At 44.4% G+C, this 14877-nt stretch carries 16 protein-coding genes; all 16 read left to right on the top strand.

Annotated features, from left to right (window positions below; genetic code table 11):
• The first annotated feature begins 90 nt into the window (after positions 1-90).
• Positions 91-789 (top strand): RadC family protein, encoded by a 699-nt coding sequence (radC, locus tag KH180_RS07330; RefSeq protein WP_290758512.1) that lies wholly within the window; start codon positions 91-93, stop codon positions 787-789.
• Between the two features lie 29 nt (positions 790-818).
• Entirely contained in the window at positions 819-1793 is a 975-nt protein-coding gene (locus KH180_RS07325; protein ID WP_290758509.1) for a rod shape-determining protein, read from the top strand.
• Positions 1794-1806: 13 nt separating this feature from the next.
• The gene (gene mreC / locus KH180_RS07320; protein WP_290758506.1) at positions 1807-2673 is read left to right on the top strand and encodes a rod shape-determining protein MreC; all 867 of its coding nucleotides are present in this window, start codon (positions 1807-1809) and stop codon (positions 2671-2673) included.
• Positions 2674-2682: 9 nt separating this feature from the next.
• Positions 2683-3201, top strand: a complete 519-nt coding sequence (gene mreD, locus KH180_RS07315) for a rod shape-determining protein MreD (RefSeq protein ID WP_290758503.1) — start codon at positions 2683-2685, stop codon at positions 3199-3201.
• Entirely contained in the window at positions 3201-6116 is a 2916-nt protein-coding gene (locus tag KH180_RS07310; protein WP_290758500.1) for a penicillin-binding transpeptidase domain-containing protein, read from the top strand. Before mreD ends, KH180_RS07310 begins: the two co-directional genes overlap by 1 nt.
• Positions 6117-6131: 15 nt before the next feature.
• On the top strand, positions 6132-6869 hold the full coding sequence (gene minC / locus KH180_RS07305; protein ID WP_290758497.1) for a septum site-determining protein MinC: 738 nt from the start codon (positions 6132-6134) through the stop codon (positions 6867-6869).
• 20 nt (positions 6870-6889) lie between these two features.
• On the top strand, positions 6890-7675 hold the full coding sequence (gene minD, locus KH180_RS07300) for a septum site-determining protein MinD (protein WP_290758494.1): 786 nt from the start codon (positions 6890-6892) through the stop codon (positions 7673-7675).
• A gap of 15 nt (positions 7676-7690) precedes the next feature.
• Positions 7691-7957: a cell division topological specificity factor MinE gene (gene minE / locus KH180_RS07295; RefSeq protein WP_290758491.1), complete on the top strand. Its 267-nt coding sequence runs from the start codon at positions 7691-7693 to the stop codon at positions 7955-7957.
• Between the two features lie 15 nt (positions 7958-7972).
• Positions 7973-9088 (top strand): FtsW/RodA/SpoVE family cell cycle protein, encoded by a 1116-nt coding sequence (locus KH180_RS07290; RefSeq protein ID WP_290758488.1) that lies wholly within the window; start codon positions 7973-7975, stop codon positions 9086-9088.
• An 11-nt stretch (positions 9089-9099) separates the two neighbouring features.
• Positions 9100-9492 carry a methylglyoxal synthase gene (locus KH180_RS07285; RefSeq protein WP_290758485.1) on the top strand — a complete coding sequence of 131 codons (393 nt, stop codon included), beginning with the start codon at positions 9100-9102 and terminating at the stop codon, positions 9490-9492.
• A gap of 76 nt (positions 9493-9568) precedes the next feature.
• Positions 9569-10543, top strand: a complete 975-nt coding sequence (locus KH180_RS07280) for a D-alanyl-D-alanine carboxypeptidase family protein (protein ID WP_290758483.1) — start codon at positions 9569-9571, stop codon at positions 10541-10543.
• 4 nt (positions 10544-10547) lie between these two features.
• On the top strand, positions 10548-11489 hold the full coding sequence (locus tag KH180_RS07275) for a TIGR01212 family radical SAM protein (RefSeq protein ID WP_290758481.1): 942 nt from the start codon (positions 10548-10550) through the stop codon (positions 11487-11489).
• Positions 11490-12854: an HlyD family efflux transporter periplasmic adaptor subunit gene (locus tag KH180_RS07270; protein ID WP_290758478.1), complete on the top strand. Its 1365-nt coding sequence runs from the start codon at positions 11490-11492 to the stop codon at positions 12852-12854.
• An 18-nt stretch (positions 12855-12872) separates the two neighbouring features.
• The gene (locus KH180_RS07265) at positions 12873-13565 is read left to right on the top strand and encodes a YggS family pyridoxal phosphate-dependent enzyme (protein ID WP_290758477.1); all 693 of its coding nucleotides are present in this window, start codon (positions 12873-12875) and stop codon (positions 13563-13565) included.
• Positions 13566-13580: 15 nt separating this feature from the next.
• Positions 13581-14114 (top strand): cell division protein SepF, encoded by a 534-nt coding sequence (locus tag KH180_RS07260; RefSeq protein WP_290758474.1) that lies wholly within the window; start codon positions 13581-13583, stop codon positions 14112-14114.
• A 57-nt stretch (positions 14115-14171) separates the two neighbouring features.
• On the top strand, positions 14172-14870 hold the full coding sequence (locus KH180_RS07255; RefSeq protein ID WP_290758471.1) for a YlmH/Sll1252 family protein: 699 nt from the start codon (positions 14172-14174) through the stop codon (positions 14868-14870).
• The last annotated feature ends 7 nt before the right edge of the window (positions 14871-14877 follow it).

Here is a 14877-nt window from a genome sequence, read left to right as displayed (position 1 = left end):
ATAGTTCCTGGCTATACAAGAAAAAGATCTTATGGTAAGATTTATTAATGAGAAATGTTTTTTTGCGTATTCCTTTGAGGAAAGGAATCTATGGAAAAGAGACATTACACAATAAAAGAGCTTCCAGAGTCTGAACGCCCCTATGAAAAGTGTGAGCGGCTGGGCCCGGAAGCGCTGACGGATGCAGAACTTTTAGCAGCTGTTTTAAGAAGCGGCGCAAAAGACAAGCGGGCTACGGCACTGGCTGTGGAGGTTTTGGGACTGCATCCCTATTACGAAGGGCTGCTTGGCATCTGCCACGCATCCATGAATGAACTGATGAGGATCAGGGGGATCGGGAAGGTTAAGGCCATACAGATTCTCTGTATTGCAGAACTCTCCAGGAGGCTGTCCTCACAGAAAGTACATAAGAAAATCAGTTTTCATACTCCAAAGTCCATCGCGGATTATTATATGGAGAAAATGCGTCACTTGAACAGGGAAGAAATGATTTTAATTCTTTTTAATGGGAAGAATAAAGTCATTAAAGAACTGAAGGTATCCGTTGGTACGGTCAACCAGACAGTGGCGTCGCCCAGGGAAGTGTTTTTGGAAGCTTTGAAGTATGAGGCGGTATATTTGATTTTACTGCACAATCATCCTTCCGGGGATCCAACCCCGAGCAGGCAGGATGTCTCTGTCACAAACCGGATAAAAGAAGCAGGAGAGCTGCTTGGTATTTATCTGTCCGACCATATCATTATAGGAGACCGTTCTTACGTTAGTTTTAAAGAACAGCAATTACTATAGCCTGACAGGCGGTATGGAATGGAGTGTTTATGAAAAAGGGACTGATTGGAATCGAGCTTGGCTCAAAGAATCTTAGGATTTATTCGAGAGAAAAAGACCAGATTGTAAGGCTCAAGAATGTCATTGCCCTGACCGAAGATTCGGAAACGGCAGCAGTGGGAAATGAAGCGTTTTCCATGTACGAAAAAGAGCCGCACCAGATTCAGATTATCACACCGATGGTTCACGGAGTCATCGGTGATTATACGAATATGCGCAGGCTTCTTTCTGAGATACTCAGACGTTATCTGAGAAAACTGAAAAAATATGAATTTTATATGGCGGTGCCGTCAGATATTACAGGAGTGGAGCGCCGGGCATTTTATGATCTTATGATCGAGTCCTTCCGTTCGGTAAGAGAAGTAAAGCTCTGGCCCAAACCAATGGCGGATGCGGTCGGGCTGGGTATTGACGCAGGAGCTCCCTGCGGGAATATGGTGATCAATATGGGGGCAGACACTACGGAGATTTCCGTGGTTTCTTTGGGAGGCATCGTAAGAAGCCGTCTGATCAAGCAGGGTGGAAGCCAGATCGACCAGTGGATTATCTCCAAGCTGAAGCGGAACCATAACATCGAGATTGGCATGAAAAGTGCAGAGCGTCTGAAGCTTCTTTACTCCAGAAGGGAAGAAGAAGGGAAGGATGTTTATGTGAAAGGCCGTGATCTTGTCAGCGGCCTGCCGAAAAAGATTCAGGTTCCGGGGGATTTGGCGGAAGAGAAAATAAGAAATTATGTCAATGATATTATCATTGAAGCTAAAGCTATGTTGGAAGTGATTCCGCCGGAACTGGCATCTGATATCATGGTGGAAGGAATCTATCTTTCCGGAGGGAATTCCTCCTTTGCAAAGATTCCCGAGTGGATGGAGGAAGCCATAGGCATCCGTGTCCGAGCTGCAGAACAGCCGGAGGAGAGCGTCATACGCGGCTTAAAGACGATTATGAACAAAGACAACAAATACTAGTGAGGAAAGTGAAATGAAATTTCAGAAGAAAAATATGCGTTCAAGGCATTACCTGTTCATTTTTGTAGGAATATGCTTTTTATTGATCGGAATCAGTGTTTTTGCAGGGGGTGTACTGTCCCCTGTCAAGGCGGTGGCCACAGGGGTCTTAAGCCCTATGCAGAAAGGGATCAATTCCGTAGGGAACAGCATTTTTTCCTGGAATGAAAATATAAAGACAAAGCAGCAGTTAAAAGAGGAGAATAAAGTCCTGCAGGAAAAGATTGATTCACTGAGGATGCAGAACCGGATTCTTTCCCAGGACCAGGTGGAGTTAAACCGGCTGCAGGATCTCCTGAAGCTGAAGGCAAAGTATAAAAAGTACAATACGGTGGGGGCTAGGGTCATAAGCAAGGGATCCGGCAACTGGTTTGAGATCTTTGCCATTGACAAAGGCAGCAAGGACGGTATTAAGAAGAACATGAACGTCATTGCGGACAATGGGCTGGTGGGGATCGTGTATGATGTCTCCGACCATTATGCAAAGGTGAGAACTATCATCAACGATACGAGTATGGTCAGCGCCATGTTTATGAAAACAAAGGATTCCTGTATTGTAAAGGGCAGCCTGAGCACCATGTCCGACGGATATCTGGATGTGGTTTACATCGATAAAAACGCCAAAGTAAAAGAAGGCGATGAACTGGTAACCTCTTATTTAAGTTCTAAATTTGTGGAGGGACTCTCCATCGGGAAAGTATCCGACATCAGGCTGGATTCCACAAAGCTTACAAAGACTGCAAGAGTGACGCCGATTGTGGACTTCAAGCATCTGAAAGAAGTACTGGTGATCACTGATTTGAAAGAAAATGTCAATCTGGATGAAGATACAAAAGAATAGGGCGGTGGAATGATGAGACTGAAAAGGACAATATTTTATATTCTATCTGTGATCTTGTGTTTTCTGCTGCAGACAGCTGTATTTCAATTTTTAAAGCTGGCTGATGTGATGCCGAATATTCTGCTGATTCTCACGGTTACCCTTGGGCTGATCAGAGGGAAGAAAGCCGGTATCGGCATTGGATTTTCCAGCGGCCTTTTAATTGACATTTTTTTCGGTGACGTTCTCGGGCAGTATGCTCTTCTATATCTGCTCATCGGCTATATCAACGGATGTTTTAATTCTCTTTTTTATGAGGATGATGTCCTTCTGCCATTCGGGCTTTTAGTCATCAATACCCTGGCTTACAGCTTTGTGATTTTTTTCTTTTTCTTTGCACTGAGGGGAAGATTTGCATTTTTCAGTTACTTAAAAGATATTATGATACCGGAAGCGGTCTATACAGGGCTGATTGCGCTGCCGCTGTATAAATTGCTTCTGTTCATCGACGTACGCATCAGCGATTCAGAAAAAAGGAGCATGTTCTAGTGTTTAGAAAAATACAAAACCGAGTTGAAAAATTATTGGCAAACAGGCTTATGGTAATGGCTGTTTTGTTTGCGGTACTTTTCTTTGTACTGGCCTACCGTCTGTTTGTGATTCAGATCGTCCAGGGACAGTCGCACAAGGATGATTTTACTTACAAGGTAGAGAAAACGGTCAAGACCTCCGGGACAAGGGGGAATATTTATGACTGCAACGGAAAGCTTCTGGCCTACAACAAACTGGTTTATACTGTAAACTTCCAAAATGACAGCAAATTTAAAACCCTGGCCCAAAAGAACGATACTTCAGAGAGCTATGAAAAGAATAAGGTTATTTATGAAGTGATTAAGATCCTGGAGAAAAATAAGGATTCTTTTAAGAGTGATATTCCGATTGAGATCACAGGCAACGGTACGTTCCGTTTCACTGAAAAGGGATCGAAGCTGGAACGGTTTAAGCGGGAAGCATTCGGCATCGGGACAGATACGAAGGGCCTTTCAAAGGAACGACTGAAGCTCCGCCAGCAGCAGCTGGATGCCAGTGCGGAGGAAGTGTTTGAATATCTGAGGAACGGAACAATGGGAAGCCCCGGAGTGGGAAAAATGTTTGACATTGATGAGAAGTATTCCGATAAGGATGCCTTAAAGATCATGTCTGTGCGCTACAGTGCTTATTTAAGCCGTTACTCACAATATATGAAGGTGACATTTGCAACAGAAGTCAGCAGTAAAAGTATTGCAGAGATCGAGGAACGATCCAATGAGCTGACCGGTATCGATGTGAGCACAAAATCCATCCGTGTCTACAAAAAGAGCGAGGCAATGTCCCATGTCATCGGTTATACCGGCACCATCAATACAGAAGAGCTGGAAGACTATAACAAAGGGAAAAAGGAAAGTGACAAGGATTACTATGCCATGGACGATGCGGTTGGAAAAGCGGGCATAGAAAAGGAACTGGAATCCTATCTGCACGGCAGCAGCGGAAGCCAGAAAATGATTGTCAATAATATAGGCAAGATCGTAAAGACCACAAAAACGGAGAAGGCAGGTACAGGCAATAATGTAGTCTTATCCATAGACAGTGACTTACAGGAATATGCCTATAATCTGCTGGAGAGAAGAATCACAGGAATTGTGCTCTCCAAGCTCACCACTTCTGATTCCAAAGGAGACCGGAGTGATATCAGGATTCCGATTAAGGACGTCTACTATTCACTGATCGGAAACAGCGTTGTAGATATCACAGGCTTAAACGGAGAACATGCAACCTCCTATGAAAAAAGCATGTATAAAAAAATACAGAGACTGAAAAAGGACAGTATCAGAACCATTGAAAGGAATCTCACGGACAGTAAAAAAGCATACAAGAGTGAGAGCGAAGAAAAGCAGAACTATGCAACCTATGTATATAAGATGCTTTCCAGGAAAAAAGTTCTTTTGACAGGCTCCATTGATACAAAGGACAAAACCTATCTGAAATGGAAAGATGAGAAGATCGGTCTGGGAGAGTTTTTAAAATATGCCATCAACAAAGAATGGATTGATATTTCCATGCTGGACATTTCATCTAAATACAGTGATACCGATAAGATTTTTGAGGCACTGGTGTCTTATGTCGGAAGCCAGCTTGAAAAGGATGATGAATTTGATCTGACAGTGTGTGAACAAAAGATCGGCACGGGTGAACTCAGCGGAAAAGATGTATGTCTCCTGCTATACGAGCAGGGGAGCCTGAGTAAAAAGAAAGATGCATCTACTTATCAGAGTTTAAAAAACGGTTCTCTGGATGCATACTCCTTTATACGCAAAAAGCTTTCCTCCAGGGAAATTACACCGGCGCAGCTGGGGCTGGACCCCTGTTCAGGTTCCATTGTGATCACTGATCCCGATACAGGAAAGGTAAAGGCTATGGTCAGTTACCCGGGATATGACAGCAATAAGCTGTCCAACGGGATCGACAGCGATTACTATCGTCAGCTGGCCAATTCTACAGCGACTCCGCTTTACAATCAGGTGCTGAACCACAGAACGGCTCCGGGATCTACATTTAAGCCTTTATCTGCTATTACGGCGCTGAATGAAAGTACGATTACAACCGGAACCCAGATCCAGTGTACCGGTGTGTTTGACAAGATCAGCCCGGAGGCGCACTGCTGGATCTATCCTAACGGAAAGCACGGTTATAATAATGTAGCCGGTGCACTAGAAGTCTCTTGTAATTGCTTCTTTTATGAGGTAGGATATGATTTAGGAATGACAGGCGGATCATACAGCAGTAAAAAGGGTCTGGAAGCATTGAAAAAATATGCCACAGAGATTGGGCTGAATAAAAAATCCGGCATTGAACTGAGTGAAATGGCGCCGCATATTTCTGATGAGACTTCCGTGCGTTCAGCCATCGGACAGGGAACAAACAGCTTCACGCCGAGCCAGATTTCCAATTATGTGACAACCCTTTCCAACAAGGGAACAGTATATGATTTGAGTATTTTAGATAAAGTCACTACAAGCGGAGGAAAAACTGTCAAGAAGTACGGGGTGAAGAAAAAGAGCAAATTAACCCTGAAGGATGACTCTTACTGGGATGCAGTCTGGTCCGGAATGCGCCGGGTCGTATCCGGAAAGAAAGGTGCTGTAACCAGTCTGTTTAAAGGGCTGAATGTCAAAGTGGCAGGAAAGACAGGAACGGCTCAGGAAGACAAGAAACGGCCTAACCATGCGCTGTTCATTTCTTTCGGACCGTATGAAGATCCTGAGATTACGGTCACGGCTGTTATCCCCTATGGATATACCTCATCCAATGCGGCGGCAGCGGCAAAGGATGTCTATAAGTATTATTTTGCAAATGATAAAGAGAAGGCGAAATTAAAGAAGGACAAGAAAGTAATTTCCGCGGCAGGTTCAGTATCCGATTAAGAGAGGTGAAAATATATGAAAGAACCAGTATTGTTGAAAGGAAACAATTTTGGTTTGACGATTGTCCTGGATGACAAGATAGAATTTGAGGAGCTGCTCACGGTGATTGAGCAGAAGTTTGTGGAAGCCGCTAAATTTTTCAATACGAAGACCCAGGTTGTTCTAAAGATCGAGGGAAGGGTTTTAAGCGTGGAGGAAACCGAACGGGTTCTGGAAAAAATAACAAAAAACAGTTCTCTTTCCATCGCATATGTGATGGAGGGGGACCAGGTTTTGGAAACAAAATTTAAAAAAGTAATAGAAGAGAGGTCCATCAGGCTGAAAGAGTCTGAGAGTGAAGCCCGTTTAAAAAACGGCGGGGTGTCTTTCGGACAGTTTTACCAGGGGACATTAAGGTCAGGACAGAGCCTGGAATCTGATGCCAGCGTGGTGGTTATAGGAGATGTAAATCCGGGGGCTACTGTGAGGGCAAAAGGAAACATTGTAGTACTGGGATGTGTGAAAGGCTATGTATTTGCCGGGGCAGACGGCAATGATAAAGCCTTTATCGCTGCTTTGGAGATGAAGCCCATGCAGATCCGGATCGGAAGCCACATTGCAAGGTCTTCCGATGAAGAATCAGCCAAAAAAAGATGGTTTGGAAAACGGGCAAAACAGAGCGGTGAAGAGGAAGCCAAGATCGCATTTGTCGAAGACGAAAATATTTACATAGAACCTATATCAAAATCACTTCTGAATGAAATTACAGCTTAAAACAATGGAGGAAGAAAACAATGAGTGAAGTAATCGTTATCACATCAGGAAAAGGCGGCGTTGGAAAAACAACCACAACGGCGAACGTAGGAACCGGACTTGCAAAAGAAGGAAAGAAAGTAGTGCTGATTGATACAGACATCGGACTTCGGAACCTGGATGTGGTCATGGGGCTGGAAAACAGAATCGTGTATAACCTGGTGGATGTGGTTGAGGGAAACTGCAGGATCAAACAGGCTATGATTAAGGATAAAAAGTATCCGGATCTCTATCTGCTGCCTTCTGCACAGACGAGGGACAAATCTTCTGTGAGTCCTGAGCAGATGAAAAAGGTTGTGGATGAGCTGAGGGAAGAGTTTGACTACATTCTTCTGGACTGTCCGGCAGGAATCGAACAGGGATTCCAAAATGCTATCGCAGGAGCTGACCGTGCCCTGATTGTCACCACGCCGGAAGTATCCGCGATCCGCGATGCAGACCGGATCATCGGACTTTTAGAGGCAAATGATATACATAAGATCGATCTGGTTATCAACAGAATCCGAATGGACATGGTCAAGAGGGGGGACATGCTTTCCAAGGATGATGTGCTGGATATCCTGGCTATCGAGCTGATCGGTGTTGTGCCGGACGATGAAAATATTGTTGTCTCCACAAATCAGGGGGAACCTCTTGTGGGCAGTGACAGTATAGCAGGAAAAGCCTATACGAATATCTGTAAGAGAGTTATGGGACAAGAAGTACCGTTTTTGGATTTGGATACCAAATCATTCTTCGAGAAACTTGCCGGTATTTTTAAGAAATAGGAGAGGGGTAGAAGAATGGGTTTGTTTGACAGCTTTTTTAAAAAGAAAAATTCCGCTGATGAAGCCAAAGACCGGTTAAAGCTTTTGCTTGTTTCAGACCGCTCCAACTGCTCTCCGGAAACGATGGAACTTATTAAAAATGACATCATCAAAGTGATCTCAAAATATATGGAGATCGATGCCCAGGGACTGGACATCCAGATCACCCAGAATGATGAGGAACACAGCGGACCGGCGCTATTCGCAAATATTCCGATCCGGGAAATGAAAAAGAAAAAATAGACATGGAGTGATAAAATGCTTAGAAACTACCGACTGCAAAACTACAATATAAAGCTGGTTCTCAATGTATTGGTGCTGGCCACATTAGGAATTATTTTTATTCACAGCGCAAATCCGTCCTTTGTGATGAAGCAGGGACTGGGGCTGGTTCTCTGTTTTGGGGTCATGGCAGTAGTTTCTCTCATTGATTATCAGACGTGGCTTCGAAGCTCCAGTCTGCTGTATATTTTCAACCTTTTACTGCTGATCGGCGTAAAGCTGTTCGGAAAAGATGTCAACGGGGCAAAACGATGGTTTTCTCTGGGCCCTCTGGGGACACTGCAGCCGTCGGAGATCAGCAAGATTATAATGATCATCGTGATTGCAGATTTTGTTATCCGCCACGAGGACGATCTGAATGAGCCGAAAGTTTTGGGAAAACTTGCGCTTTTATGTGCACCGCCCTTATATCTGATCCTGAAACAGCCGAATCTGTCTACGACGCTGGATATTGTTTTTATTATTCTCGCCATTGTGTTCGTAGGCGGTCTTAGTTCTAAGCTGATCCTCAGGGTTTTGATTATTGGGATTCCTCTTTTTGCAATTTTTATATGGTATGTCCAGACACCGGGGCAGATTCTTCTGGAGCCGCATCAGGTGGCCAGGATTATGTCCTTTTTAAACCCGGCCGCTTATGCGGATTCCACGGCACTGCAGACGGCAAATTCTGTCATGGCTATAGGATCCGGAGGATTGTTCGGCAAAGGATTTGGGTCCAACACCATCTCTGATGTATCGGCCAGTGATGTGAATCTGGTGTCAGAGAGACAGACAGACTTTATTTTTTCTGTTGTGGGTGAAGAATTTGGATTCGTGGGATGTCTGGTGGTCATCGGACTGCTTGTGCTCCTGGTAGCACAGTGCCTGAACGTGGCCAGAAAGGCGGACAATGCATCAGCCAAAATGGTAGCTGTGGGTGTGTCTGCTTACATGGGATTTCAGTCATTTATCAATATTGGAGTTGCCACCGGAACCCTGCCCAATACAGGACTTCCGCTGCCGTTTATCAGCTATGGGTTAAGCTCGCTTTTGTCGGCTTCCATTGCCATCGGCCTGCTGCTGAATATATATCTTCAACGTAAAAAGTATTAGGAGGAACCGTTATGAACGTAGGATTAGTTGCACATGATGCGAAAAAGATGCTGATGCAGAATTTATGCATTGCATATCAGGATATTTTAAGAAAACACGCGCTGTATGCCACGGCGACCACTGGAAAAGTGATAGAAGAAGTGACGAACCTGTCCATCCATAAGTTTCAGGTGGGTCATTTCGGCGGCATGCATCAGATCGGCGCACTGATTCAGAATAATGAGATGGATCTGCTGATCTTCCTGCAGGATCCGGACAACAAGCAGAGGACCCAGGGATTTTATGATGTGCTGAATCTCTGCGACAAACATAATATACCATGTGCAACCAATCTGCCTACAGCGGAAGCGCTGATCATGGCTTTGGACCGGGGAGATCTGGACTGGAGAGAAATGTACAAATAGGCTGTCATCTGACAGTCTATTTGTACATTTCCCGGGATCAGGCAGACAATATTTATACTCATATCAGGAGGACAGAATGAAAAAGCGAATAATATGCATATGGATGGCGGCATTCCTTGTTTTGTTGACAGGGTGCAGTGCTGTCAATACGGTGACACAGCTTTCAGTGACCTATGAAGACCACTTGAGCAGCAAGGATGATGAACTCAGGTCAGAGACCCTGGGTGATAACTGGAAGTCCAAGGGTGCCTATGTAGGTGTTGTATCCAGAGAGGATGCCGATGTACGGAATTATTCCGGGGTAAAAGAAGCTCTGCTCGTCAATAATACAAAAAATGAAGTCATCACTGCACAGAAAGTATTTGACAAGGCTTATCCGGCCAGTATCACCAAGATTATGACGGCTCTCCTTGTGTTGGAAAACTGTAATTTGGACGATGTTGTGACGATTGATAAGGATATTACGTTTGATGATCCGGCAGCGGTGAGCCTGCATCTGAAAAAGGGTGATAAAATTACGGTGGAGGCACTCCTTAACGGTCTCATCGTTATGTCTGCCAATGATACAGCCATTGCACTGGGAAGGAAAGTGGCGGGCAGCGATAAAAAGTTTCTGGCAATGATGAATAAAAGAGCACGGGAACTGGGAGCTACCAATACCCATTTTGCCAATCCCAACGGCCTGCATTTGAAAAATCATTACACCACGGCCTATGATCTGTATCTGATTTTTCAGGAACTGGTGAAGCATAATGAATTTCTTTCCATTGCAGGAAAAGCAAGCAGCTATATTGAATATACCAATCAAAAAAATAAGCTTCAGGCATTTGATATGTCTGCCACAAACCAATATCTGCTGGGCAATTATAATCTGCCGCACAAGGTTTTTATGCTGGGAGGAAAGACAGGAACCACAGGCGAAGCGGGTTCCTGCCTGATTATCCTTACCAGGAATGAGGACGGAGAAGAATTTATCTCTGTGATACTGAAGGCGTCCAGCAAACAGACCCTTTACCACACCATGACGGAAATACTGAAGAAGGAAAATTAAAAGGATGGAACGTTACAATACTTATTCGGCACATTTGAAGAAAAGGTTCGGTGAGAAGGTCTATAAGCTCCCGGTGAATCTTCCGGTGACCTGCCCCAACCGTATGGAGGGCAGGGGATGCAGCTTCTGCGCAGGTGTGGGAACCGGTTTTGAGGCCATGTCCGAAGAAGTACCGGTAAGGGCACAGCTTGAGGAAACTAAGCAGAAGATCGGCAGACGGTATGGGGCAAAGAAGTTCCTGGCATATTTTCAGAACTATACCAACACATTTCTTCCTCTTTCTGATTTTAAGGCTTATGTGCTGGAAGCTCTGGAGACAGAGGATATTGTAGGGATTTCTGTCTCAACCAGGCCGGACTGCATCCGGGAGGATTACCTTAAGTTTTTAAAAGAAGCAGTGCTGGACCGCGGTTATGCAGTGACCATAGAACTTGGCCTTCAGACCGTCAACTATCATACGCTGAAGAGTATCAGCAGGGGGCATACTCTGGCTGAGTATCTGAATGCTGTGCTGCTCACAGCGCCGTTCGGATTTGAGATCTGTACCCACGTCATTTTAAATCTTCCAGGGGATACAATGGAAGATGCGGTGGAGACTGCCAGGGTGGTTTCTGCTCTGCCTGTGGATGTGGTTAAGGCTCATTCGCTTTATATTCCAAAGAATTCTGTGATGTATGAGGACTACCGGGACGGCAAGATTGTATTGTGTACCAAAGAAGAATACCTGGACCGGCTGACTGAATTTGTGGCAAATATAAGAGAAGATATGGTTATTGAGCGCCTGTTCAGCCGGGTTCCCGAGGAGGATGCAGTGTTTTCAAACTGGGGAGTGAGCTGGTGGAAGCTTAAGGATCTGTTTGACGAAAAGATGGAACAAAAAGGATATGTCCAGGGATGTAAATGTGATTATTTAAACGGGGCAGCTTTAAGGCGCTGGAGGATTTAGATGGCTAGAAAAAAATCAAGATGGAATATCGGGACCATTGTTTTTCTTGTACTGCTTATCTATGTGATCATCAATGTGCTGATCTTTGTGGGCAAAGAAAAGCTGACGGTTTATAAGGTGACAGAAGATAAAATATCAACCACATACTCCCTGACCGGCATCGCCGTAAGAAATGAAAAGCTGCTGAAAGCGGAAGATGACGGGTATATTACATATTATACGGAAGAGGGGAAACGGGTCAAAAAGTCGGGTACTTTATACGTGCTAGACAAGAACGGCAAGGTACAGAAGGAGTTTGCAAATCAGATAGAGGAGATGAAGGGAAAGGGCAGTATCCAGGAGAATTCCAGGGTCAAGAACCGGCTTTCTGAGTTTAAATCTATCTATGAAGACAAGGATTTTGAGGATGTATATGACCTGAAATATGATTTGAAAAATGCAGTTCTGGGGATCAACGAAAAGTCCCTGAAAAAGGTCCTGGAGCAGGTAAAGGAGCAGGTCGGCAATGCTGCTTTTTCCACGAGAAAAAGCAGTATCAGCGGTATTGCAAGCTTTTATTCGGATTCCTTTGATGATAAGACTGCATCCCAGATCAAGGCGAGCGATTTTGAGAAGGAAAATTACAGAATAACCAAACTGAATTCCACAGACAAAGTGAAAAAGGGAGATACTGTATGCCGTGTGACCGCCAATGAGAAGTGGACGTTGGCAGTTCTGCTGGATAAAGAACAGTATATGAGTCTCAAAACCCGGAAGTCAGTGACAGTCAAATTTGCTGATGACCAGATGAAGGCAGAGGCAGGCATAAGGACAGCGAAGAAAAAGGGCGGTTATTTTGCTTATCTGTCCCTGGACCAGTATCTGATCCGCTATATCGGCGAGAGGTACGTGGATATCGATTTGATTCTGGACACTTATCAGGGATTAAAGATTCCTGATTCTTCTGTTGTCTCAAAACAATTTTACCAGGTACCGGCCAGATACATTACAAAAGGCAATAACGGAGTAAGCGAAGGATTCAGTGTAAGAACTACGTCCAAGGACGGAAATGTCAAGGTAGAACAGAAGGAATTTAAGATTTACAAAAAAACAAAGGATTACTGCTATCTGGATCCGGAAGAGGTGGATGAGGGCACCACATTTGAAGCTATGGACGCCGGAGACAGGTTTACCGTAGGGGAGAAGAAGAACATTAAAGGAGTTTACTGCACTAATCAGGGGTATGCCGATTTCCGGCCTGTCCAGATTATTATAAACAAAGACGGTTATTCCATCGTAAAGACAGATACGCGGGAAGGCATCCGCCTTTATGATTTTGTCGTCCTTGACAGCAAGACGATCAAAGAAAACCAGATGATATATTAAAGATAGGAAGTGTTTGTTATGTTAATCGACCAGTATAATCAAGTGAAGGAAAATGTGAAGGCGGCATGTGAACGGTCAGGGAGAAACCCGGAAGATGTAACCGTGATTGCAGTCAGCAAGACAAAACCTCTCTCTATGATTGAGGAACTGAGAGACTGCGGCGTTATGGATTTCGGGGAAAATAAGGTCCAGGAAATCATAAACAAATATGAACAGATTACGAAACCGGTCCGCTGGCATATGATCGGCCATTTACAGACGAATAAAGTCAAATATATCGTGGACAAAGCAGCTCTGATCCATTCCGTGGATTCTGTTAAGCTGGCCAGACAGATCAGCAAAGAGGCAGTAAAGCATCAGGTAAAGGTTCCTGTTTTGCTTCAGGTAAACCTGGCAAAGGAGGAATCCAAGTCCGGATTTTATGAAGAAGAACTCTTTGATGCGCTGGAAGAAATTGCTGTTCTTCCCGGCATTCAGACAGAGGGGCTTATGCAGATCGCACCATTCGTGGAAAATCCCCAAAATAACCGAATATATTTCAGGCGTATGCGGCAATTATTTGTTGACATCAAAGAGAAAAACTTTGATAATATATCTATGAACATCCTGTCCATGGGAATGACAAATGATTATCAGGTAGCAGTGGAGGAAGGCTCTACCTTGGTGAGGGTAGGAACAGGTATTTTTGGGGAAAGAGACTACAGCAAATAGTGGAGGATAGAGAGTATGGGTGCAGTAGATAAGCTGTTAAATTTTATGAAGCTTACAGAAGACGAAGAGTATGATGAATACGATGAATATGCAGAAGATGAAGACGAAGAGGAGGAGGCTGAGCGGCGTTCTTTCTTTCGAAAAAAAGAAACAGTCAGAGAAGAATCCAATGTGATCGAACCGATTGCGTACACAAGCAGAGAAAACAAAGAGCCAAAGCCGAGACGCTTTGGAACAGGGAAAGTGGTATCTATGAACGGACACGGTGTAGAAGTTTATGTGATCAAACCTCAGGATTTTGCAGAGGCGCAGACCGCAGCAGACCTTTTAAAAGAAGGCAAGACGGTTGTCATCAACTTAGAGGGCGTTGAACTTACAGTGGCCCAGAGAAGCATTGATTTTGTGGGCGGAGCGACTTACGCTATTGACGGATCCTTACAGGCTGTTTCCAACAATATCTTTATTGCAGCACCGGACAGTATTGAGGTCAACGGGGATTTAAGAAGTGAGATTATGAATGAGAATATCATCTCCCCACAGTTAAAATAAGCGATGGATGAGCAGCTGTTTAAAAAACGCTTAGAAGAATTGGCAGAGAATGCATACATGAATTCGGTGTATACCCATACTCCGTTTTTATCGGAGAGGGAGCAGAGCCTCTTTCACGGAATGAGAAAGGAACTGTCCTTTGCAGATGCCTCACTTTATGGCGGCCATGAAGACTATGACCGCTGTATTGTTGTGTTCGGATCAAAGGAAATGTTTGGATATGAAGGTGAGATTCCATTGGCCTGTGCCAAAGTCTCGCCTCTTTTTGAAAAGTACGCAGAAGCTCTTACACATAGAGACTATCTCGGGGCTCTGATGAATCTCGGAATTGAGAGAAACCAGATTGGAGATATTTTAGTCACGGGGAAGGAAGCGTATATTTTCTGCTTTGAACATATGGCTGAGTTTCTGTGCCATGAACTTACGAAGGTGAGAAATACTCAAGTAAAAACTGCCTCCGTGGACTTTCAGGAGATACACTACCGGCAGGAGTACATTACAAAAGATGGCTTTGTGTCTTCAGCAAGGCTGGATGCGCTTGTTGGGCTGGCATTTGGCCTCTCAAGAAGCAAGGCTCTTTCACTGTTTCAGAGCCAGAAAGTATTTATCCGGGGCAAATTGGAGACGAGGAACAGTTACCAGGCAAAACCAGAAGACGTTATATCTGTCCGGGGATTCGGAAAGTTCCGGTTTTCGGAGCTGGGAAGGGAGACCAAAAAAGGCAGGTATCACGTGAAGCTGCAAATTTATAAATAGGAGGACG

The organism is Anaerostipes sp. (assembly GCF_018381315.1).
Taxonomy (GTDB): Bacteria; Bacillota; Clostridia; order Lachnospirales; family Lachnospiraceae; genus Anaerostipes.
This window is presented reverse-complemented; position numbering and strand designations above follow the sequence as displayed.